The 19349-nt window shown below is 68.1% G+C and carries 23 protein-coding genes; 11 read left to right on the top strand and 12 right to left on the bottom strand.

The window, feature by feature from the left end:
- Window positions 1-215: 215 nt before the first annotated feature.
- The gene (locus ACP7AB_RS06135; protein ID WP_425988523.1) at window positions 216-1538 is read right to left on the bottom strand and encodes a class I SAM-dependent methyltransferase; all 1323 of its coding nucleotides are present in this window, start codon (window positions 1536-1538) and stop codon (window positions 216-218) included.
- Between the two features lie 301 nt (window positions 1539-1839).
- Between ACP7AB_RS06135 and rplU the strand changes: the two genes are divergently transcribed.
- From rplU to ACP7AB_RS06120, 3 genes are all read left to right on the top strand, one after another.
- Complete coding sequence (gene rplU, locus ACP7AB_RS06130) at window positions 1840-2397, top strand: 50S ribosomal protein L21 (protein ID WP_425988520.1); 558 nt, start codon at window positions 1840-1842, stop codon at window positions 2395-2397.
- A gap of 56 nt (window positions 2398-2453) precedes the next feature.
- Window positions 2454-2741, top strand: a complete 288-nt coding sequence (gene rpmA, locus ACP7AB_RS06125) for a 50S ribosomal protein L27 (RefSeq protein ID WP_425988517.1) — start codon at window positions 2454-2456, stop codon at window positions 2739-2741.
- A 163-nt stretch (window positions 2742-2904) separates the two neighbouring features.
- Window positions 2905-3438 (top strand): GNAT family N-acetyltransferase, encoded by a 534-nt coding sequence (locus ACP7AB_RS06120; RefSeq protein WP_425988514.1) that lies wholly within the window; start codon window positions 2905-2907, stop codon window positions 3436-3438.
- 165 nt (window positions 3439-3603) lie between these two features.
- Here the strand turns inward: ACP7AB_RS06120 and ACP7AB_RS06115 are convergent, their stop codons facing one another.
- The 3 genes from ACP7AB_RS06115 to ACP7AB_RS06105 form a co-directional block, all read right to left on the bottom strand.
- Window positions 3604-3801 (bottom strand): hypothetical protein, encoded by a 198-nt coding sequence (locus tag ACP7AB_RS06115; RefSeq protein ID WP_425988511.1) that lies wholly within the window; start codon window positions 3799-3801, stop codon window positions 3604-3606.
- Window positions 3802-3922: 121 nt separating this feature from the next.
- Window positions 3923-4444, bottom strand: a complete 522-nt coding sequence (locus ACP7AB_RS06110; RefSeq protein ID WP_425988508.1) for a BA14K family protein — start codon at window positions 4442-4444, stop codon at window positions 3923-3925.
- A gap of 56 nt (window positions 4445-4500) precedes the next feature.
- Window positions 4501-4998 carry a hypothetical protein gene (locus ACP7AB_RS06105; protein WP_425988505.1) on the bottom strand — a complete coding sequence of 166 codons (498 nt, stop codon included), beginning with the start codon at window positions 4996-4998 and terminating at the stop codon, window positions 4501-4503.
- Between the two features lie 170 nt (window positions 4999-5168).
- Here ACP7AB_RS06105 and ACP7AB_RS06100 point away from each other — a divergent pair, with 170 nt between their 5' ends.
- Together ACP7AB_RS06100 and ACP7AB_RS06095 are read left to right on the top strand one after the other, a co-directional pair.
- Window positions 5169-6371, top strand: a complete 1203-nt coding sequence (locus ACP7AB_RS06100; RefSeq protein ID WP_425988502.1) for a threonine ammonia-lyase — start codon at window positions 5169-5171, stop codon at window positions 6369-6371.
- Entirely contained in the window at window positions 6352-6876 is a 525-nt protein-coding gene (locus ACP7AB_RS06095; RefSeq protein ID WP_425988499.1) for an FKBP-type peptidyl-prolyl cis-trans isomerase, read from the top strand. The genes ACP7AB_RS06100 and ACP7AB_RS06095 overlap by 20 nt, the downstream gene beginning before the upstream one ends.
- A gap of 75 nt (window positions 6877-6951) precedes the next feature.
- On the opposite strand, the gene queG is transcribed toward ACP7AB_RS06095, so the two are convergent.
- From queG to ACP7AB_RS06080, 3 genes are all read right to left on the bottom strand, one after another.
- On the bottom strand, window positions 6952-8142 hold the full coding sequence (gene queG, locus ACP7AB_RS06090) for a tRNA epoxyqueuosine(34) reductase QueG (protein WP_425988496.1): 1191 nt from the start codon (window positions 8140-8142) through the stop codon (window positions 6952-6954).
- Between the two features lie 181 nt (window positions 8143-8323).
- The gene (locus ACP7AB_RS06085; RefSeq protein ID WP_425988493.1) at window positions 8324-8995 is read right to left on the bottom strand and encodes a glutathione S-transferase family protein; all 672 of its coding nucleotides are present in this window, start codon (window positions 8993-8995) and stop codon (window positions 8324-8326) included.
- Between the two features lie 36 nt (window positions 8996-9031).
- The gene (locus ACP7AB_RS06080) at window positions 9032-9994 is read right to left on the bottom strand and encodes a cation diffusion facilitator family transporter (RefSeq protein ID WP_425988490.1); all 963 of its coding nucleotides are present in this window, start codon (window positions 9992-9994) and stop codon (window positions 9032-9034) included.
- A gap of 131 nt (window positions 9995-10125) precedes the next feature.
- On the opposite strand from ACP7AB_RS06080, the gene ACP7AB_RS06075 reads away from it, so the two are divergent.
- The 4 genes from ACP7AB_RS06075 (at window position 10126) to ACP7AB_RS06060 (ending at window position 13113) form a co-directional block, all read left to right on the top strand.
- Window positions 10126-11316 (top strand): citrate/2-methylcitrate synthase, encoded by a 1191-nt coding sequence (locus tag ACP7AB_RS06075; protein ID WP_425988487.1) that lies wholly within the window; start codon window positions 10126-10128, stop codon window positions 11314-11316.
- A 24-nt stretch (window positions 11317-11340) separates the two neighbouring features.
- Complete coding sequence (locus ACP7AB_RS06070; protein WP_425988484.1) at window positions 11341-12150, top strand: undecaprenyl-diphosphate phosphatase; 810 nt, start codon at window positions 11341-11343, stop codon at window positions 12148-12150.
- A 39-nt stretch (window positions 12151-12189) separates the two neighbouring features.
- Window positions 12190-12510, top strand: coding sequence for an Mpo1-like protein (locus ACP7AB_RS06065; protein WP_425988481.1), 321 nt, complete (start codon window positions 12190-12192; stop codon window positions 12508-12510).
- A gap of 78 nt (window positions 12511-12588) precedes the next feature.
- Window positions 12589-13113: a hypothetical protein gene (locus ACP7AB_RS06060; protein WP_425988478.1), complete on the top strand. Its 525-nt coding sequence runs from the start codon at window positions 12589-12591 to the stop codon at window positions 13111-13113.
- Here the strand turns inward: ACP7AB_RS06060 and ACP7AB_RS06055 are convergent.
- The 4 genes from ACP7AB_RS06055 to ACP7AB_RS06040 all read right to left on the bottom strand — a co-directional run bounded on the left by ACP7AB_RS06055 (window position 13110) and on the right by ACP7AB_RS06040 (window position 16235).
- Complete coding sequence (locus ACP7AB_RS06055) at window positions 13110-13799, bottom strand: hypothetical protein (protein ID WP_425988475.1); 690 nt, start codon at window positions 13797-13799, stop codon at window positions 13110-13112. The genes ACP7AB_RS06060 and ACP7AB_RS06055 overlap by 4 nt on opposite strands.
- A 61-nt stretch (window positions 13800-13860) precedes the next feature.
- Window positions 13861-14439, bottom strand: coding sequence for a hypothetical protein (locus tag ACP7AB_RS06050; RefSeq protein ID WP_425988472.1), 579 nt, complete (start codon window positions 14437-14439; stop codon window positions 13861-13863).
- Window positions 14440-14457: 18 nt separating this feature from the next.
- Entirely contained in the window at window positions 14458-15639 is a 1182-nt protein-coding gene (locus tag ACP7AB_RS06045; RefSeq protein WP_425988469.1) for a helix-turn-helix domain-containing protein, read from the bottom strand.
- A gap of 41 nt (window positions 15640-15680) precedes the next feature.
- On the bottom strand, window positions 15681-16235 hold the full coding sequence (locus ACP7AB_RS06040) for a 3D domain-containing protein (RefSeq protein ID WP_425988466.1): 555 nt from the start codon (window positions 16233-16235) through the stop codon (window positions 15681-15683).
- Between the two features lie 221 nt (window positions 16236-16456).
- Between ACP7AB_RS06040 and ACP7AB_RS06035 the strand changes: the two genes are divergently transcribed.
- Window positions 16457-17044 carry a glutathione S-transferase family protein gene (locus ACP7AB_RS06035; RefSeq protein WP_425988463.1) on the top strand — a complete coding sequence of 196 codons (588 nt, stop codon included), beginning with the start codon at window positions 16457-16459 and terminating at the stop codon, window positions 17042-17044.
- Window positions 17045-17204: 160 nt separating this feature from the next.
- Here the strand turns inward: ACP7AB_RS06035 and ACP7AB_RS06030 are convergent, their stop codons facing one another.
- Window positions 17205-18563, bottom strand: a complete 1359-nt coding sequence (locus tag ACP7AB_RS06030) for a M28 family metallopeptidase (RefSeq protein ID WP_425988460.1) — start codon at window positions 18561-18563, stop codon at window positions 17205-17207.
- A gap of 98 nt (window positions 18564-18661) precedes the next feature.
- On the opposite strand from ACP7AB_RS06030, the gene ACP7AB_RS06025 reads away from it, so the two are divergent.
- Window positions 18662-19336, top strand: a complete 675-nt coding sequence (locus ACP7AB_RS06025) for a nitroreductase family protein (RefSeq protein WP_425988457.1) — start codon at window positions 18662-18664, stop codon at window positions 19334-19336.
- The last annotated feature ends 13 nt before the right edge of the window (window positions 19337-19349 follow it).

The raw sequence follows: 19349 nt of genomic DNA, 5'->3' as shown, positions 1-19349 counted from the left end.
ACGGTCGAGGGAGAATCGTCTCCTCCCTGTTCGCCGCTTGGCGAATGGGGAGGTGGCGCGGCGCGGTTTCGCGCCGTGACGGAGGGGGCGAGGTTATCTGTCGGGTGAGGCCGAACGGCGATCACGCGGCAAGACGGTGTCGCCCCCTCCGTCAGCTCGCGAAGAGCTCGCTGCCACCTCCCCATCGCTGCGCGACAGGGAGGAGACGTCCGACCTCACCGATAGAGACTGCCCCGATCCAGAGGCAGGCCGCTCGGGCCCGCTCGGCGGCGCTGGGCGACCGTCTGGTAGACGAGGATCGAGCCGCGCTCGAAGCCCTTGGCGCACATGGCGAAGAAGATGAGCCACAGGCGGGTGCGTTGCTCGCCGACCATGGCGACGGCCTCGTCACGGCGGGCCATCAGGCGGCGGGACCATTCGGCGGTGGTGGCCTGGAAATGTTCGCGCAGGTCCTCGACGTCCAGAACCTCGAAGCCCAGACGGCCGAGGTTGGTGACCGTCATACCGATGGTGTCCAGCTCTCCGCCCGGGAAGATGAAGCGGCCGATGGTGCGGGTTGCATTGGTCTGGGGCGTGATGTTGCCGGGCTCACGGCCGCCGCGCCGGGTCGAAGCCTGGTGGAAATAGAGACCGCCAGGCTTCAGCAGGCGGTACATCTCCAGGAAGTGGCGGTCGTGGTTGGCGAAGCCGACGTGTTCGAACATCTCGACCTGGGAGACGGCGTCGAACTGTTCGGTCATCTCCAGGTCGCGGTAGTCCTTGAGTTCGAGCGTGATTCTGTCCTGCAGGCCGAGGCGGGCGATCTTGGCGTTGGCGAAGGCGAGCTGTTCTTCCGACAGGGTCACGCCGTGGACGGTGACTCCATAATGCCGGGCCGCCCAGCACGACAGGCCGCCCCAGCCGCAGCCGACGTCGAGCAGCTTCTGGCCCGGCTTGAGGCGCAGCTTGCGGCAGATGAGGTCCAGCTTGCGGGTCTGGGCGTCCTCCAGCGACTGGTCCGGGTCAGCGTAGGAGGCGCTGGAATAGACCATCTCCGGGTCCAGGAAGAGGCCGTAGAAGTCGTTGCCGACGTCGTAGTGGAAGGAGATGAAGTCCTTGTCCCGGCGCGCGGACTTGTCCTGGCGCTGGCCGGCCTCGCCGGTGGGGTCATAGGCGGCGTCGCCGACGCTGCGGGTCGAGCCCGCCATCAGGAAGGGGATCAGTTCGCGCGCGATCAGTCCCTTGTTGACCCGGCGCGGCAGGTGGACGGCGCGGCCGTGGTCCCAGCGGTCGGCGGCCTCCAGCGGCGAGCCGCCCTCGATGCGGACGTCTCCGGTGGCGTAGAGCTCGAACAGGGTCATGAGGCCGGGCTTCAGAACCAGGCGACGCACGGCGGACGGGTCGGCCAGGACGATGCGGATGTCGTCGCGGGCGTTCGGACCCAGGGGGATGACCTCGCCGGTCCAGAGCTGGAGCGACAGGTCGGCCTGCAACTGCTCTGCTATGTGGGAGGCGATGCGGCGGGCGGCGGTGACCCGGCGGTCGATGGTCTGGGTCATGGTGTCTTCTCTCCCCCAACTCCGTGCACCCCGGCGTAGGCCGGGGTCCAGTTGGCGGACACCGACGGCTGGAGATCACAGAGGGCTTTAATCCCGGCATCCCGCGTGTGATCTGGACCCCGGCCTTCGCCGGGGTGCACGGTAGGAGAATAAGGGTCAAGCCCAGCGCGGACGCCAATTAAGAGGCTGAACAGCGCCTTTCGCGTTGACTCCGAGGGGCCGGTCCGTATATGTCGCCGCTCTTCGCCCGCGGGGTCTACCCGGCGGGCGCATTCTTTTTTGCGTTAGCCAAGGCTTCAAGATGTACGCGGTGATCAAGACCGGCGGCAAGCAGTACCGGGTCCAACCGGGCGACACGATCGTCGTCGAGAAACTCGATGGCGATGCTGGCCAGGAACTGAAGTTCGACAGCGTCCTGATGCTGGGCGGCGACAATGGCGTGACCCTGGGCGCGCCGTTGATCGACGGCGCCTTCGTCGGCGCGACCCTGATCGAGACCCGCAAGGGTGAGAAGGTCAAGATCTTCAAGAAGACCCGTCGTCAGGGCTATCGCCGCACCAACGGCCACCGCCAGATGGAAACGGTCCTGCGCATCACCGGCATCGACGGCGCCGGCGAGGTCTCCAAGTGGGACGGCAAGATCGACCTGATGACCAAGGCCGAGATCAACCTGCGCGCCCGTGGCCTGGCCAAGCGCGAAGCGACGTCGGACCTGGGTTCGACCGAGACGGTTGTGACGTCGTCCAAGGGTGGCGAAGTGCAGGCCGCCGTGGTCGAGAGCTCGGCTCCCGCCAAGAAGGCTCCGGCCAAGAAGGCCGCCGCCAAGACCGAAACCGCCGCTTCGACCGACGAAGCCTAAACAAGACGCGCGCCAGCAGGCCCAACGGCCGTTAGCGCAACGAAAAGAGAGTTCAGATGGCTCACAAGAAATCCGGTGGTTCGTCGCGTAACGGTCGCGACTCCCAATCAAAACGCCTCGGCGTGAAGAAGTTCGGCGGCGAGCGCGTTCTGGCCGGCAACATCCTCGTGCGCCAACGCGGCACCACCTTCCACCCGGGCGACAATGTCGGTCTCGGCCGCGACCACACCCTGTTCGCCACCGAACATGGCGCGGTGAAGTTCACCAAGAAAGCCAACGGCCGTTGTTACGTGTCGATCATTCCGGCGAACGACGACGCCCAACAGGCGCTCGCCGCCGAGTAACGCAGAACCGGATTCCGGATCGCGTTGCTCCTTAAAAGCAGCCGATCCGGACCAGGGAAATTTTCCGCGGGGAGTCTGGATCACAGGCTCCCCGTTTGCGTTCCCCGCCTTGAAGTCCGCCCAAGCCCTCCAAGGAGGCGGACCGCATACCGAGGCTGGAAACATGTGCGTCATCGAAACCTCTCCGGTCGTTGAGACCCGGCGTCTGGTGCTGCGCGCGCCCGCGCCCCAGGACGTGCCCGCGATCGCCCGCCTGGCCAACGACCATGACATCGCCCGCATGACCAAGCGGATGCCGCACCCTTTCGGACAGGGTGATGCGCAGGACTTCGTCATCGCTGTCGCGGCCCAGAACCCGGCCAGGGCCATGACCTTCCTGATCGAACATGAGGACCATGGTCCCGTCGGCGTCATCGGCCTGTTCGAAGACGAGGATCGGGTGCCGGAGACCGGCTACTGGATCGGGCGGGAGTTCTGGGGCCGCGGCCTGGCGACCGAGGCGCTGGAAGGCGCCCTGGTCTGGGCCTCGAAGCGCTGGAAGCGCCGGGCGCTGGTGGCCGGGCATTTCGCGGACAACCCGGCGTCCGGTCGCGTGCTGGAGAAGGCGGGCTTCCTCTACACCGGCGAGACGCGGCGGGCGTTCAGTCGCGCGCGCAAGGCGGACATCGACACGCGCATGATGGTGTGGCTGGCCTAACGCGGTTTTCTCCCTCCCCCTCGGGGGGGGGCAGGTCGCACAGCGACCGGGTGGGGGCGGCAAGGCTGGACGGCGCAGGTCTGTGGCTGGATCGCCGGCCGTTCCCACCCGGTCTACGCTTCGCTTCGACCACCCTCCCCCGAGGGGGAGGGAGAAGGCCGTGCATCAACTGCCCGCCAGGCTCGGACCGAACGCCACAACGGCCGCGACGACGCCGCCGATCACGGCTGCACAGGCGCCAGCCACGAAGGCGAAGGCCGTGCGGGTCTGGCGGCGGCGCATGCCGCCCGTGCGGACGCTGCGGATGATGACGAAGGGCGACCGGTCGAAGGCTTCCGAGCCGATGATATTATGCTGGGACATGGAGACGCTTCCCGAACTGAAGACCGGTCCGTGACGGACCGGGATCGACGAAGGCGGGGCCGGTGCGTCTGAAAGATGGCGAACGGCGTTCAGGCGCGAACCTGTGATCGAATGACCGTGGTTATCCGCAGAAGACCAGTCGACCGGACCAGGCGCGGTAGTAGCCGCTGACCGGATCGTAGGAGCGGTAGCGCGAGGCGCAGTAGGCCGACCGCCCCGAATCGCGACCGTTCGAATATCCGGCGCCGTAATCGTTCTGCACCTGACCGCCGTAGCCCGAGCCGGGATAGACCTGATCCGGGCGACCATAGGCGCCGTAGTATTGGGTTCCCTGATTGTAGGGCTGGTAGACGTAGCCCCCGCCGTCGTGCTCGCGGCCATACCGGCTGTAGCGAGGGTTCGAGCTGTAGGACCTGTAAGGCCGCTGGTCGCGCCAGCGGGCGTCACAGTCGTCGCGGGCCCGGTCCCAATAGGCGTCGCAGCGATAGTCGCCGGGGCGATCCTGCTGGCCGTTGTAGTCGTTTCCGTAGCGGCCGTAGCTGGACCAGGTCCGGGCCTGGTCTGGATAACCCCAGCTCTGGGCCGCAGCCGGAAGAGCGACCGAGGCGGTCAGGAGGGCGGCGGCTAGGGCTGCGGCTTTCATGGTCAACGCCTCGGCTGGTGCGGGATCGGCCCGCCGGTGGATCGGGGGTAGGCCTTTTACAGGGTGACGTTTGCGGTCGCGCCGGCGCGGGTGACGACGTGGCGCATCAGAACGATGCGGTCGCCGCCGGCGCTGACCGGGGTGATCAGGAACCAGCCGCCGTCGGGCAGGCCGTCGAAGCGGAAGCGGCCGTTCTCGCAGGTCGTCGAGCGGACATAGGAGCGGTAGTCGGCGTTGGGGTCCGGCACGGTGCGGGCGCGGATCACGGCCTCCGGGACGGCGGCCTGATCGGTCGAACCGTACAGGGTCTGGAACCGGGCGCGGGTATAGGGGGTGTCGGGCGTCAGGGCGACCGAGCCGGTGCAGGCGAAGTTCTGGCCATCGCGACCGTAGGCGACGCGGCCGTCGATGTCAGCCGTGCCGGTGCGGACCGACCAGCCGAAGTCGGCGGCGTTGAAGGCGGCGGACGGCGCATACGGCGCCGGACCCGGAACGGGCGCACAGGCGGTCACTACGGCTGTGACGGCAAGGACGGAAGCGAGGCGGATCGACATCGGAATTCTCTCGGAGAGGCCTGCGGGATCGCCTCGAGGGCGAGGTCACAAGACGCCTAACGCAGGTGTAAGGTCAAGGTTGCGGGACCTGACGGCGGGCGCCACAAGTCGGGGATAACAGAGCGGAGGGCCGGTTCGGACCCGCCGCCAAGCTGGTCTACAGGGACCCCATGACAGTCGTATTTGCAGACATCCAGGCGGCACAGGCGCGCATCGCCGGCCAGGTCGATCGAACCCCCGTGCGCCATTCCCGGCGCCTGTCGCAGCTGACCGGGGCCGAGGTCTGGATCAAGTACGACAACCTGCATTTCACAGGCAGCTTCAAGGAGCGCGGGGCGCTGAACCGGCTGCTGTCGCTGACGCCGGAGGAGCGCAACCGCGGCGTCGTGGCGGCCTCGGCCGGCAATCACGCCCAGGCCCTGGCCTATCACGGCGGGCGGCTGGGTATTCCCGTGACCATCGTCATGCCGGAGGGGACGCCCTTCACCAAGATCGACGGCACGCGCAGCCACGGGGCGACCGTGGTCATCAAGGGCGCGGACTTCACCGGCTCGACCGAGGAGGCGCATCGGCTGAGGGACGAGGAAGGGTTCGTCTTCATCTCCGCCTTCGACGACGAGGGCATCGTTGCGGGGCAGGGGGTCTGCGCCATCGAGTTTCTCGAGGACGCGCCGGACCTCGACGCCCTGATCATTCCCATCGGCGGCGGCGGGCTGATCGCGGGCTGTTCGATCGCGGCGAAGGCGATGAAACCGGACATCCGCATCTTCGGCATCGAGGCGGCCATGTACCCTTCCTTCAGCGCACGGAGGAAGGGCGAGACGCCGAAATGCGGCGGGGCGACGATCGCCGAGGGCATCGCGATCAAGGCCGTCGGCGACATTCCGTTCGCGCTCGCCGATCCGCTGGTCGAGGACGTGCTGGTCGTCGACGAGGAGGATTTCGAAAAGGCGGTGGCTTTGTTCGCGACCCTGGAAAAGACGGTGGCCGAGGGCGCCGGCGCCGGCGGTCTGGCGGCCCTGCTGCGTTATCCGGAAAAGTTCAAGGGGATGAAGGTCGGGCTGGTCCTGTGCGGCGGCAATATCGACCCGCGGATGTTGGCCGTGGTGCTGAACCGCGAGATGGTCCGTGAACGGAGGCTTATCATTTACCGGATCCTCGGCGACGACCGGCCGGGCATGCTGTCGGCCATGGCGGCGGTGATCGGGGGCCTCGGCGGCAACATTATCGACGTCGTCCACAACCGGCTGGCGCTGGACGTCCCGGCCAAGGGGGCGGAGTTCGACATCATGGTCGAAACGCGCGATAGCGCCCATTCCGACGCGATCGGACAGGCTTTGAAGGACCAGGGATATGCGCTTCGGATGGGTTAGCATCGCCGTCATCGGCAGTCTCGCCCTGGCGGGCTGCAACCGCGATGCAGCGGCCGGCGCTGATCTGGAAGCCAATGCCCGGGCGGCGGCCTTCTTCATGGAGACCAACGCCAAGGCGGACGGGATCGAAACCCTGCCGAGCGGCCTGCAGTACAAGGTGGTTCAGTCGGGGCCTTCGGGCGCCGCGACGCCGGACCGCAACGACCTCGTGCGGGTGGACTACGAGGGCGCCCTGACCGACGGGTCGGTGTTCGACAGCTCCTTCTCGCGCGGCCAGCCCTATGTGACGACGGCGGAGCAGGTCGTGCCCGGCTGGACCGAGGCCCTGCAGCGGATGAAGGTCGGCGACGAGTGGATGCTCTACGTGCCGCCGGCGCTGGGCTATGGCGAGCGCGGTCAGGGCGCTGACATTCCACCCAACTCGGTGCTGGTGTTCCGGATCAAGCTGCTGGACGTCGCCCCGGTGCCGGGCGGGGGACGCGGGACGGGGCTGGCGACGGGGTAAGACGCAGATTTTTCCCTCCCCCTCGGGGGAGGGGCGTCGCTTAGCGACGGGGTGGGAACGGCCGGAGATCCGGACTCAGACCGTGGTTGTCTCGCCGTGCCGCCCCCACCCGGTCTCCGCTTCGCTTCGACCACCCTCCCCCGAGGGGGAGGGAGAAGCCATACGCCACTCCGCACGAACACCCTCGTCGTCTTCGCCGGCTAGCCTTGCCTCGCGCAACTCAGCGAACGCCTCCGTCCCCAACAGCCGCGACAGCGCCCACACTGCGGCCCCCCTGACGAGCGGCGACCCGTCGTCCAGCAACCGCTCCGCAGCTTCGACCAGCCCCCCATCCCCGCTGTTGCCGATCGCATAGAGGACGTTGCGCACGAACCGGTCGCGGCCGATGCGCTTGATCGGGCTCTTCGAGAACAGGATGCGGAAGGTCGGGTCGTCGAGCGCGGCGAGGTCGGCGAGGCGGGGGCTGACCGAGATCTCGCGCGCAGCCAGCCGGGTTTCGCGCGAGGCGACGGCGAACTTGTTCCACGGACAGACCGCCAGACAGTCGTCGCAGCCGTAGATGCGCGACCCGGTCAGGGCGCGGAACTCCACCGGCCAGGGCCCGGCGTGTTCGATGGTCAGATAGGACAGGCAGCGCCGCGCATCGAGCTGGAACGGTGCGGGGAAGGCCTTGGTCGGACAGGCATCGAGGCAGGCGGTGCAGGAACCGCAGTGTTCGGTCTCGGCCGCGTCGGGCTCGATGTCGGCGGCGCAGAGGATGACGCCGAGGAACAGCCAGTTGCCGTGGTCGCGGCTCAGAAGGTTGGTGTGTTTGCCCTGCCAGCCGAGGCCGGCCCGCTGGGCCAGGGGCTTTTCCATCAGGGGGGCGGTGTCGACGAAGACCTTCACCTCGGCATTGAGGCGCGAGGCGAGCTGGCCGGCGAGGATCTTCAGCCGGCCCTTGATGACCTCGTGATAGTCGTCGCCGCGGGCGTAGACCGAGATGTAGCCGGCGCTGCGGTCTTCCATTTCGGGCAGGGGATCGTGTTCGGGCCCGTAGTTCATGCCGAGCACTATGGCGGTCCGGGCGGCGTCCCACATTGCCGTCGGGTGGGCGCGGCGTTCGAGTGTGGTCTCCATCCAGCCCATCTCGCCGTGTCGACCGGCCTCGACGAAATGGGCCAGGCGTTCGCCGGCAGACCACGGGTCCGACGCCGACGCGAACCGGCACACGTCGAACCCGAGTTCGGCGGCCTTGGCGCGGAGGGTGTCGCGGAAGTCGGACATGGACTGCTTATGGCATCCCTTCTCCCCTTGCGGGAGAAGGTGGCCCGCAGGGCCGGATGAGGGGTCATGCCGACGGCTGGAGGGAGGAGCGCGAGCACTGACCTTCGATGGCAGCGTGACCCCTCATCCGACCTCGCTTCGCTCGGCCACCTTCTCCCGCAAGGGGAGAAGGGAAGGATCGCTAGAAATCCAGATCCGCGTAGTGCGGCGCCGGAGCCAACCCTTGGAACCGGTCCGCGAGCAGGGGCCGGAAGCAGGGGCGTGACTTGATCTTCATGTACCAGGTCTTGAGCCCCGGCCAGTGGGCCCAGGACACCTCGCCGAAATAGTCGAGGGTCGACAGATGGGCGGCGGCGACGATGTCGGCCTGGGACAGACGCCGCCCCGCCAGCCAGTCGCGGCGGGTCAGGAGGGCGTCGAAGACGGCGAGGTGGTGCTTCAGCGCCTCGCGACCCTCACGCAGCATCCGCGCCTCGGGCGGGCCGAGGCGGAGGAGGGGCTTTTCCATCCGCTCGTGCAGCAGGACGGCGTTGACCTCGTCGGTGAAGCGGCGGTCGAACCAGGCGGTCAGGCGATGCGTCTCCGCGCGCTCGGCGGCGTCGGCGGGCATCAGCAGCGGCGTCTTCTGCGCATCCTCGATCCAGCCGAGGATGGCGGGCGCCTCGCACAGGGTCAGGCCCTCGACCTGAAGCACGGGCGGCATGCCGGAGGGGTTCAGGTCGCCGAGGGGGCAGTCCGCCTCCCAGGGGCGGACGAGAACCTCGGTCCATTCGATGCGCGCTTCGCCCAGGGCCAGACGCGCGGTGCGGCTGCCGGGATCGAAGGGGAAATGGAACAGGACGTTCGCCGACATGCGCTCGTCCTGCACCTGTGGCCGTTAAAGGCTCGTTTACGCTGAGGGCGACGCTGTGACGGGGACTGACGGGCCGACCGGACCGCGCGGGTCGGCGTGGATCAGCACGTCGGCGCCGGGGAAGGCGGCCTTCACCCGGTCCTCGGCGGCGACGACGATGTCGTGCGAGGCCTCGAACGACAGGCTTCGGTCCAGATCGATGTGCATCTGGACCATCAGCCGGTCGCCCGACATCCGGGTCCGCAACTGGTGCACCCCGCCGACCCGGATGTCCGACAGGACGGCGTTGGTCAGGGCGACGCGGTCGGCGTCCGACGCCTCGCGGTCCAGCAAATGGTCGCCCGCGCCCTTGAGTACGCCGACCGCGCCCCAGAACAGCCAGACGGCGACCACGAGACCGGCGGCGGCGTCGAGGCCGGGCGCGGCCAGCCAGGCGCCGGAAACCACGCCGATCAGGACCACGGCGCTGGATGCCAGGTCCGCCGAGTAGTGGGCGCGGTCGGCCGAGACGGCCATGGAGCCCGAAGCCTTCAGCGACCGGGTCTGGAGCCAGACCAGCAGGCCGGTCAGCAGGATGGAGAGGATTACGACGCCCACGGCCCAGGAGCCGCCGACGACCGGCCGGGGGTCGAACATCCGCTGCAACGCTTCCCAGCCGATGAAGACGGCCGAGGCGAAGACCAGCCCGGCCTGGACCAGGGCGGCCATGGCCTCGCCCTTGCCGTGGCCGAAACGGTGGTCGGCGTCGGCGGGGGCGGCGGCCCAGCGCACGGCGAAGAAGGTGGTCAGGGAGGCGATCAGGTCGAGCGCGGAATCAGCCAGCGAGGCCAGGATGGACACCGACCCGGACGCGCCCAGGGCGAAGGCCTTCATCGCGATCAGCAGGACCGCGACGCCGACCGACAGGCCGGTGATCTGGCGCGTCGAAAGGGTGGCGACGGCGCCCCAGGGACCGGATCCGGGGGCGGGTGTCGGCGGCGGCGAGACAGGGGAGGTCATCGCCGCCCTTTTCGCTGATCGCCCGTCGGTTGCCAATGGAGGACTCCTCAGGAACCGCCGTTAGGCTTGCGGTCATCAAAGCGCCCCAAGGTGCGCGCGGATTAACCGCGAGGGGACGGGGACTTGCAGCGATGACGCCAGGCGTTAGCGAGCGGGATGGAGAGACGGCGGATCAATGGATCCCCCGCGCCGAGGTCCTGTCGCTGCTGGGGGTCAAGACCCAGACCCTCTACGCCTATGTCAGCCGGGGGCGGATCACCGCCCGACCCGACCCCAACGATCCTCGCCGCAGCCTCTATGCCGCCGCCGATGTGGCGCGGCTGAAGGGCGCGAGCTCGGGCGAGCCGGCGGGCGTGGTCGTGCCGTTCGAGCCGGCGGTGAAGGGCGAGGGCGTGATCCGGTCGACGGTCAGCCTGATCTCGGACGGGCGGCTCTACTATCGCGGCCGCGACGTGGCCCAGTGGGCCCAGAACGCGACACTGGAGGAAACCGCCCGGCTGCTGTGGGGCGCCGGGGATTCGAACCCGTTCGCGGGCCTGGGCGTGCGTGTCGCCAGCGCCGGCGGATCGTCGCATCGGGCGCGACTGTTCGCGGCCCTCGCCCGACGCGCGGAGGAAGACCCGTCCTCGACCGGCCGTTCGCCTGAGGTGCTGAAGATCGAGGCCGCCGTGGCGCTGAACGAGGTGGTCGACGCCATGGCGGGGCCGGGTCCGCGTCTGTTCTTCCATCAGCGCCTCGCGCGCGGCTGGAAGATGCTGGAGCGCGACAGCGTGCATCTGAGACGCGCCCTGGTGCTGGCGGCCGATCTCGATCTCGATCCGGCGGTTCTGGCGACGCGGGCGGCGGCCTCGGGCGGGGCGTCCCCGGCGGGGGCGGCGTTCGCAGGGCTGGCCACGACGGCCGGATCGCCAGCGGCCCTGACCCTCACCCGGGCCATCGCCTATGTCGCCGAAGCGCGACGCGACCCCGCAGGCTCGGCCCAGAGGCGGATGGCCGACGAGGGCTCAATCCCCGGCTTCGGCAGCGACACCTTTCCGCATGGTGATCCGCGCGTTGAAGCCTTGCTCGCGCTGGCGGACCTGCCCAACGACCTGACGGCGGTGATCCGCGAGGGGGAGGCGGCGAGCGGACAGAGGACCGGGTTCGCCGGGGCGTTGGCGATCATGGCGCGGCGTCTGGACCTGCCGCGCGACGGGGCCTCTGACGTGCTGCTGATCGGCCGGCTGACCGGTCTGATGGCCCACGCGCTGGATCAGATCATCGACGGCTCGCCTATCCGGGTGCGCCTGCGCTATGTCGGACCCCGACCGCAGGGCGAGTGACCCGGCATTCTGAACGGGGACACTATGACGGACTGGATCGCGGCGATCATCCTGGGGCTGGTCGAGGGGCTGACCGAGTTCATCCCGGTCTCGTCCACCGGCCATCTGCTGCTGACCAAGAGCCTGCTGGGCCTGCCCAACGAGCCGTGGGACACTTTCATCGTCATGATCCAGCTGGGCGCCATCCTGGCCGTGGTCGCCCTGTATTTCGCCCGGTTGTGGAAGGTGCTGATCGGCCTGCCGGGCAAGGATCCGGCTGCGCGCCGGTTCGCCTACTCCGTCCTGCTGGCCTTCTTCCCCTCGGCCCTGATCGGCCTGCTGGCTCACGACTTCATCAAGGCCGTGCTGTTCAACCCGACCATCGTCTGCGTCAGCCTGATCGTCGGCGGCTTCGCCCTGATCGCACTGGAGCGGTGGGCCCCGCAGCCCCGCGAGCACGACGCCATGGGCTTCTCGCTGAAGACGGCGCTGGGCGTCGGCCTGTTCCAGTGTCTATCGATCATCCCCGGCGTGTCCCGCTCCGGCGCCACTATCGTCGGCGGCCTGTTGCTCGGCGTCGACAAGCGGGCGGCGGCGGAGTTCTCTTTCTTTCTCGCCATCCCGACCATGGTCGGGGCCTTCGCCCTGGACTTCTGGGAGAGCCGCGAGCTGCTGGTCGGCGACACGGTGACCCTGATCGCCATCGGCTTCGTGGTGTCCTTCATCAGCGGCCTGTTCGTGGTCCGGACCATGCTCGATTTCGTGGCGAAGCACGGCTTCACTCCGTTCGCCTGGTGGCGGATCGCGGTGGGGGTCATCGGTCTAGGGCTGCTGTACTCGGGCGTGATCGCCTGAGGCTTGTCAGCCCGCGTTCGTCGGGTGCAAGCTGAGGTCATGACCAGCCGGCCCGTCAACGGCGAACGTTTCGCCTCGTTCGCAGCCTTCTATCCGTATTACATCCACGAGCATTCCAATCCGGTCTGCCGGCGCATCCATATCGTCGGATCGGCGCTGGTCATCGTGGCCGCGTTGCTGGGGCTGTTCGTGAACGCCTGGTGGTTCGCAGCCATGCCGCTGGTCGGCTACGGGTTCGCCTGGGCCGGGCATTTCTTCTTCGAGAAGAACCGCCCGGCCACCTTCAAATACCCGCTGTGGAGCCTGATGGGCGACTGGCGGATGTTCTTCGAGACGATCAGCGGCAAGCGGAAATTCTGACTGACGATCACTGTTCTGTCAGTCGACTCGCGTCCCGGGCGAGCGCATCCTGCGGCGGGGGCGTCGGGACATATCGCGATGATCGGGCATATCAAGAGACGGCTGGGGCAGTATGGCGCGGCCTGGGTGGCGGCCTTCCTGGCGACGGGTGCGGCGATCCTGGTCGGAATGCTGTTCGAGGATCTGATCGTGGTCGCCGACCTGGTGCTGCCGGTCATGATGGCGGCGGTCGTGCTGGCCCTCGGCGTCGGGCTGATCGCCAGCCTGATTTCGCTCGAAACGGTGGGGACCAAGCTGGCCGTCGGAGCGCTGGCCCTGCTGCTGGTCCTGCCCCTGATGTGGGCGCCGGTTGCGGCGGGCGTCGCGATCGCCTTCTTCGCCGATCGCTCGATTGAATATTCGCAGGTCTACGCCGCCTTCCAGATCGGGGTCAGCGAATTGCTGTTCCCGCTGGAGGAACTGGTGCGGTCAGGCGCAGTGTTCGGCAGCGTTTGGGCCTTGTTCCAGGGTGTCGCCAGCATCGTCGGCTTCATTTCGGCCCTGTCGAACATCTGGCCGATCCTGCGCCGGCTGCTCGGGCCGGAGCCTGCGGCCGCCGCCTAGCGGTTGGCCGGATCGCGGAAGGCCCACAGGCTGATGGCGAAGACGGCCGCCGCGTCACGGTCGGGCGAACCGGCGGGCGGCAGATAGAAGGTCGGCCGCATCCCGTTCAGGTCGACGCCTCCGATCTCGATCCCGTCGCGGGTGATGACATAGCCCATGACGCTGCCGCCGCCGAACGGCAGGCCGCCGATGCGCCGCGTCTCGGTCCGGTATTCGACCCCGTTCCACATCAGGCTTCCCGCGCGCTGGGGCTGCTGGATGCGGCGCAGGATCGAACCGCGCGCAAGGGCCAGCCCCATGCCCGCGTCGGCCGGGGCCGCGCCGCCGTACTCGCAGTCATAGCTCAGGGTTTCGCGGTCGAAGGTGATGCCCAGGATGTTGCGATGACCCTGGCCGCCGCCGCAGTTCCCCGTGACCTCTCCGGCCGGGGTGGCGATCGACAGTTCGGCGGTGGCGAAGTCGCGCGACTGCCACGGTAGATTCACTTCGGAATCCCGCAGACTGGCCCAGCCCGTGTATTCGCCGATGGCGAAGCCGGGGCGGAACAGGCTCGGGCCGCGTCGGCCCGACAGGCCGATCCGCTCGGTGCGGTCGCGCATGGGAACGGCGGCGTCCTGTGCCGAAGCCAGGACGGGAGCCGCGAATGTCAGGGCGGCCAGGACGATGGAAACAAGACGGATTCGCATGCGGACCTCCTCCAGCTCAAGGCAGCCATGCTAGACCATAGGCGTGGCGGCTGGAATGCGGTCAGTTCGATGCAGGGCCCTGATCCGCGATCCGCGTCAGACGGGTTTGGTTGCGGAACCGCCAGGCGTCGTCGGACGCGCCGACCGGCCGGACGTCTTTCACCTCGGTGAGTTCATCGCCGTCGCGCGTCTCGGTGATCCGGATATCGGCGGGTGCGTCGTCATCCTCGCCGACCCGGCGATAGATCAGGGTCCAGTGTGTGGAATCGACGAAGGCGCCGACCTCTACTGCCTCGGTCGACAGGTCGGGCGCCTTCCCGGCGCGGAAACTGGCCGAGGTCGATGTCGCCGCTTCCGCGTCGTCGAGACTGATCGTCGTGATCCAGACCGGATTGTTCGGGCCGTCGTTGAACAGCGAGCGACGGATCAGGGTCGCCCCGTCGCCCGGCGTTTCGATGGTGGTGACGACCGGGATCTCGAACAGCTCATCGCTCTGGTAGTCCCTGTAGCCCAAGGCGCCGGACCAGCGTCCGATCAGGCCCAGACGAAGCTCGACGGCCGTCTGGGCAGGCTGGGCCTCGGCCACGACGGGCAGGAAGATTGTGAGGGAGAGGAGGAGCAGCAGAAGGCGAACGGGCATGTCGGGTCTCCGGTCCTGTCAAAAGCGACCCGCGGACCCTGATGGCGATCCGTTCGGTTCGCGCCTCATTTCCGGTTCCGAAGGCCGAAAATCATGATCTGAGACGCGTCGACGATAGCGCGAGGGGGCGACGCCGAAGCGGGCCTGGAAGGCGCGGTTGAAGCTGGCCTTGGAACTGAACCCGGCATCGAAGGCAAGGGTGAGCAGGTCCTCCGCGGACCCTCCATTGAGGGCGGCTGCGACCGCCTCGGCGCGGACGCCGTTGATCCAGGCGGCGAAGTTCAGGCCCAGCCCCAGATTGATCGCCCGCGACACCCGACCGGTGTTGGTGGCCAGACGCCGGGCGACTCCGGGCAGGCTCAGATCCGGCTCGCTGGCCCATCCGCCTGCCCGGAGTCGGGCGTCGAAATCCTGTCCGATCGACGGCCAGTCGGGACTTGAACGCGCATCGTCCCTGGTCGGCGCGGTCAGGACGGGGAACCGCTGCGTCGAGTGACGCCAACCCTCCACGCCGAGATAGAGGCCGATCCCGGCGAGGGCGAGATAGAGGCCCGTCTCCTGAAAGAAGTCGATGCCCCCCGACAGCCGGTCCCAGAGGGTGAAGGCCAGATACAGGAGGAAGGTCACGATCAGCGCCACGATGACGCGGCTCAACCAGCGTGCTGCGAAGCGGTCGCCATCGCTTCGCTGATCGGCGAGCGTCGCCCGGTAGGCGCGCAGAAGTCGCAGCGCCGCGACCGAATAGACCGCCAGCGAGACCAGCAGCAGGACGTCGAACGCCGGTCCGATCCAGTGTCGGTGGCCCGACGTGTACCAGCTCCACTTGGCATCCAGCGGCAGGGTGAAGGCGACGAGGAAATAGACCAGTTGGACGGCGCCGGGCGTCAGGTGCAAACCAAACCGCTCCGGGCGCCGGCCCTGCACCAGGGCGCTGGTATAGCCGTACAGCAGCGGAGGCAGGGCCAGGGTGATCGCGAAGGGTGCGAAGGTCAGCCATCGCCAGGCATCGTAGGCGCCGGCGAAACCGATCACATAGGGGGTCAGCAAGCCTGCGAGCACGACCAGGACTGCGGCGAGCAGCCGGTTCGAGAGATGGTTGGGCGCCGGCAGGGTCAGGGCGACGGCCAGGGCGAGCATCTGGATCGCGGCGAAGCCGAGGATCGCGACGCGCCATCCGAAATACAGGGTCACGCCATCCATCGCGTCAACCTAGAGCAGGACAGACGGCGTCGGCAAAGCCGTTAGTTGGAAGCGGTGTTCCAGGCGGGGGGGCAGCCGTCGAAGCGGCCGGCGTTGGTGATCGTCAGTCGTTGCTGGTTGAAGCGCAGCACCGGCTGCATCGAGCCGCGACCGTTGCCGGTGTAGAGATCGACGCGCTGGCCGCGGATCGCGCCGCCGGTGTCCGAGGCGTACCAGTAGCCGTCATGGATCGTGCCGTCGGCCATCCGCATGCCGACGGTCTCGCGGATGAACAATTTGGTGCGGCGGGGAATGACGCGCGGGTCGGTGGCCAGGGTGCGCATCGGGATCGGACGGCAGCCGAGCGAATCGTTGCCCGTCGCTCCGCCGCCGCCTGCATGATAGAGGCTGGCGCGCGCGTTCCAGTCGGGATCTTCAGCCATCAAGGCGGCCTGTTCGGGGGTCAGATCTGCAGAAGCCTCGCTGGAACCGTCCGCGACGTCAGGGCTGACCGCTACCACGGGGTCGGCCGCGACGGCCGTCTCGTAAGGCACCGGATCTCCGGCTGGAAAAGCCGAAGCCCAAAGCATGGCGAACGCCGCGAGGGTGTTGAACACAGATCGAACTCATCGTGACACCGGTCCCCAGAAACGTACCGGCGGCAGGCTTGTCGTTCGGGCCTGTGGCGAGAATGTGTCGATTACCCTGCTGCGACCGTCTGTCCCCATGCGTGCATGGATCAGTCAACCGTTGCCTGAGATAAGCGGAACGGGGGTTGGGCAACGTCTGCAATCGCGATAGCAGTATAGCCGGATCAGAAATCCTTTGCTGGGGTGAGATGCTTACTGTTCACGGAGATATTCGCTCCGGCAACTGCTTGAAGGTCAAGTGGATGCTGGACGCGCTCGGGCGTGATTATCAATGGGTCGAGGTTGATATCATGTCGGGCGGGAGCCGGACGCCGGAATTTCTCCTGCGGAATCCGTTCGGTCAGGTCCCAACCCTGACGCTGGCAGACGGCCGGACTCTGGCCCAGTCCAACGCCATCCTGCTGCATCTGGTCGAGGGGACGGCCTGGATCCCGGCCGACGCCTGGGAGCGGGCGAAGATGCTGGAGTGGCTGTTCTGGGAGCAATACAGCCACGAACCCTATGTCGCAGTGGCCCGGTTCCAGCGGGTCTATGCCGGCAAGCGCGCGGACGAAGTCGAGCCGCGCCTGATCGAGCGGGGGCATGCGGCGCTGGCGCGGATGGAAACGGCTCTGGCCGGGACGGACTGGCTTGCGGGCGGGCAGGCGGCGACCGTCGCCGACCTCGCCCTGGTCGCCTATACGCGCGTCGCCGACGAAGGCGGGTTTGAGATGGGCGCCTATCCGAACGTCCGCGACTGGATCGGGCGTGTTGAGACAGCGTTCGGGATCAAGTGAGCCGATTGGAGCTCCGTGCATCCCCGCGAAGGCGGGGACCCAGGTTTTAGCTGCACATCAGATGCCGGGCGCGAGTTCGATCATCCCGCCGGGACCCTTCCGTGCGCGGAGCCAAAAAGCCTGGGTCCCCGCCTTCGCGGGGATGCACGGCGTGGGAGACCTACCTCGCCTCCGGCCGACCACCGTCCGCCCACTCGGGCGTGAAGTCGCCGTCGGCCATGGCCTTGAGCGGTGCGACGAGGGACTGGATGGCGTTGGTCATGAAGGGGATGTCGAGGTTCTCGATCGTGTCCTCGGCCGTGTGATAGGTCGGGATGGTGGCCCAGCCCGAGATGGTGTGGGCGACGATGCCCTTCAGGGCCAGGGCGTAGTTGTCCGAGCGCTGGAAGAAATTCTGTTCCGGATAGGGGTCGGGCCCCACCAGGGCGCCGCGTTCCTTTAGCGCCGCGCCGAAGTTGGAGCGCTCGAAGCCGGTCATCATCATCACCCCCGCAGGCAGTTGCGGATCCTGATCGCCGATCATCTCGATCTCCAGGTTGGCGGCGATGTCCTCCAGCGGGATCGGCGGATGGTCGACGAAATAGCGCGAGCCGAGCAGGCCGGCTTCTTCGGACCCATAGGCGACGAACATGATGCTGCGTTCGTGCGGCCCCGAGGCGGCGAGGGCGTTGGCCAGTTCGATCACCGCCACCGTGCCCGAGGCGTCGTCGTTGGCTCCGTGCATCACGACGCCGTCCGAGCGGACGCCGATGTGGTCGAGGTGGGCCGAGACCATCAGGACGCCGGCCGAAGGATCGGTTCCCTGCAGCCAGCCGATGGCGTTCGAGGTGAAGCCTTGCTCCACCTCCGACGGACCAGGATCGTAGGAGGCAGTTCCGCCAGCGGACGCGAGACGGTCATAAGCCTCGGGCGCCATGACCAGGATGACCGGCCCGACGCGCGGCGTGGCGTCGGCGAGGCGGATGACCGGATCGCGCGAGCCGCCGTCGCCGGTGGCCGCGGCGAGCGCCTCCGTCCGGCGCAACAGGATCAGTTTCGCGCCGCTGCGCATGGCGGCGCCGAACAAGGCGCGCACTCCCGGACCCTCGGCCGGAGCAATCATCAGGGTCTCGCTGGCGGTGGGCAGGGCGGCCGGGTCGGCGGCGACCGTCACGGCGCCCGAGGCTGCGTTCAGCCCGCCCGTCAGGATGGCGAAATCGGCGCCCTGGGTCAGGGTGGTTCCGCCGACAGTCACGGTCGCGGCGCCCGACGGCGTGGTCTTCACCACCGGGGCGCGTTGGACGTAGCCGGTCATGCCCGGAGCGGGGGTCAGGCCGGCGAGGCGAAACTGGGCGGTGACATAGGCGGCGGCGATGGCTTCGTCGCGCGTGGCGCTGCCCCGGCCCTGCAGTTCCTCCCCGGCCAGAAAGCCGATGTGGGCGGCGACCGCGTTCTGGTCGATGACCGGCGTTTGTTGCGCCACCGCCGGCGCGGCGAGCAGGGCGATCAGAGAGACGGCGGCGAACGAGAGACGTTTCATGACGAGCCCCAAAAGAACAGGCGCAAGGCGTAGGGGGCTGGTCGCCTTGCCGTCAAGCCGGGTGGAGCTTCGGCCTGTCAGCCTCTAGGGTTTGCCGCATGAAGGATCATCTCGCGACGCCTCTCCCCGGCTATCCCGACATCGACGACGCCGAGTGCCTGCGAAGGGCCGAACGTTTTCACGGGATCATGACAGGTCGCAGGACAGTGCGGGAATTCTCGGACCGCCCGGTCGACCGGGCGGTGGTGGAAAAGGCGATCCTGACGGCCGCCTCGGCTCCGTCAGGCGCCAATCACCAGCCGTGGTTCTTCTCCGTCATTGAAAGCCCCGAAGCCCGGGCGCGCATCCGCTCGGCGGCGGAGGCGGAGGAGCGCGACTTCTATGAGACGAAGGCGCCCCAGGAATGGCTGGACGCCCTGGCGCCGCTCGGCACCGATCCGGACAAGGGCTTTCTGGAGGTCGCGCCGGTCCTGATCGCCGTGTTCGGCCAGAAGCGCGGCGGGCCTCGCCCGGGTGACGCCAAGAAGAACTACTACGTCCCGGAGAGCGTCGGCATCGCCACCGGCTTCCTGATCGCGGCCCTGCATCACGCCGGCCTCGCGACCCTGACGCACACGCCCGCGCCAATGAGTTTCCTGTCCGAAATCTGCGGGCGGCCGGAGGGCGAGAAGCCCTTCCTGCTGCTGGTGGCGGGTCACCCGGCCGCCGATGCGACCGTGCCGCTGGCCGCGCTGGACAAGAAGCCGCTGGACGCCGTCGCGGCGTGGATTTAACGGCGGGGCATCC

The organism is Brevundimonas sp. TWP3-1-2b1 (assembly GCF_049896165.1).
GTDB lineage: Bacteria > Pseudomonadota > Alphaproteobacteria > Caulobacterales > Caulobacteraceae > Brevundimonas > Brevundimonas subvibrioides_B.
This window is presented reverse-complemented; position numbering and strand designations above follow the sequence as displayed.

What these genes read in the sequence shown, in the direction of transcription:
- ACP7AB_RS06135 (WP_425988523.1), bottom strand. Translation starts at nt 1,538, where the DNA reads ATGACCCAGACCATCGACCGCCGGGTCACCGCCGCCCGCCGCATCGCC.
- rplU (WP_425988520.1), top strand. Translation starts at nt 1,840, where the DNA reads ATGTACGCGGTGATCAAGACCGGCGGCAAGCAGTACCGGGTCCAACCG.
- queG (WP_425988496.1), bottom strand. Translation starts at nt 8,142, where the DNA reads ATGTCCGACTTCCGCGACACCCTCCGCGCCAAGGCCGCCGAACTCGGG.
- ACP7AB_RS06095 (WP_425988499.1), top strand. Translation starts at nt 6,352, where the DNA reads ATGCGCTTCGGATGGGTTAGCATCGCCGTCATCGGCAGTCTCGCCCTG.
- rpmA (WP_425988517.1), top strand. Translation starts at nt 2,454, where the DNA reads ATGGCTCACAAGAAATCCGGTGGTTCGTCGCGTAACGGTCGCGACTCC.
- ACP7AB_RS06030 (WP_425988460.1), bottom strand. Translation starts at nt 18,563, where the DNA reads ATGAAACGTCTCTCGTTCGCCGCCGTCTCTCTGATCGCCCTGCTCGCC.
- ACP7AB_RS06070 (WP_425988484.1), top strand. Translation starts at nt 11,341, where the DNA reads ATGACGGACTGGATCGCGGCGATCATCCTGGGGCTGGTCGAGGGGCTG.
- ACP7AB_RS06100 (WP_425988502.1), top strand. Translation starts at nt 5,169, where the DNA reads ATGACAGTCGTATTTGCAGACATCCAGGCGGCACAGGCGCGCATCGCC.
- ACP7AB_RS06045 (WP_425988469.1), bottom strand. Translation starts at nt 15,639, where the DNA reads ATGGATGGCGTGACCCTGTATTTCGGATGGCGCGTCGCGATCCTCGGC.
- ACP7AB_RS06080 (WP_425988490.1), bottom strand. Translation starts at nt 9,994, where the DNA reads ATGACCTCCCCTGTCTCGCCGCCGCCGACACCCGCCCCCGGATCCGGT.
- ACP7AB_RS06035 (WP_425988463.1), top strand. Translation starts at nt 16,457, where the DNA reads ATGCTTACTGTTCACGGAGATATTCGCTCCGGCAACTGCTTGAAGGTC.
- ACP7AB_RS06060 (WP_425988478.1), top strand. Translation starts at nt 12,589, where the DNA reads ATGATCGGGCATATCAAGAGACGGCTGGGGCAGTATGGCGCGGCCTGG.
- ACP7AB_RS06085 (WP_425988493.1), bottom strand. Translation starts at nt 8,995, where the DNA reads ATGTCGGCGAACGTCCTGTTCCATTTCCCCTTCGATCCCGGCAGCCGC.
- ACP7AB_RS06055 (WP_425988475.1), bottom strand. Translation starts at nt 13,799, where the DNA reads ATGCGAATCCGTCTTGTTTCCATCGTCCTGGCCGCCCTGACATTCGCG.
- ACP7AB_RS06105 (WP_425988505.1), bottom strand. Translation starts at nt 4,998, where the DNA reads ATGTCGATCCGCCTCGCTTCCGTCCTTGCCGTCACAGCCGTAGTGACC.
- ACP7AB_RS06120 (WP_425988514.1), top strand. Translation starts at nt 2,905, where the DNA reads ATGTGCGTCATCGAAACCTCTCCGGTCGTTGAGACCCGGCGTCTGGTG.
- ACP7AB_RS06065 (WP_425988481.1), top strand. Translation starts at nt 12,190, where the DNA reads ATGACCAGCCGGCCCGTCAACGGCGAACGTTTCGCCTCGTTCGCAGCC.
- ACP7AB_RS06110 (WP_425988508.1), bottom strand. Translation starts at nt 4,444, where the DNA reads ATGAAAGCCGCAGCCCTAGCCGCCGCCCTCCTGACCGCCTCGGTCGCT.
- ACP7AB_RS06025 (WP_425988457.1), top strand. Translation starts at nt 18,662, where the DNA reads ATGAAGGATCATCTCGCGACGCCTCTCCCCGGCTATCCCGACATCGAC.
- ACP7AB_RS06075 (WP_425988487.1), top strand. Translation starts at nt 10,126, where the DNA reads ATGACGCCAGGCGTTAGCGAGCGGGATGGAGAGACGGCGGATCAATGG.
- ACP7AB_RS06115 (WP_425988511.1), bottom strand. Translation starts at nt 3,801, where the DNA reads ATGTCCCAGCATAATATCATCGGCTCGGAAGCCTTCGACCGGTCGCCC.
- ACP7AB_RS06050 (WP_425988472.1), bottom strand. Translation starts at nt 14,439, where the DNA reads ATGCCCGTTCGCCTTCTGCTGCTCCTCCTCTCCCTCACAATCTTCCTG.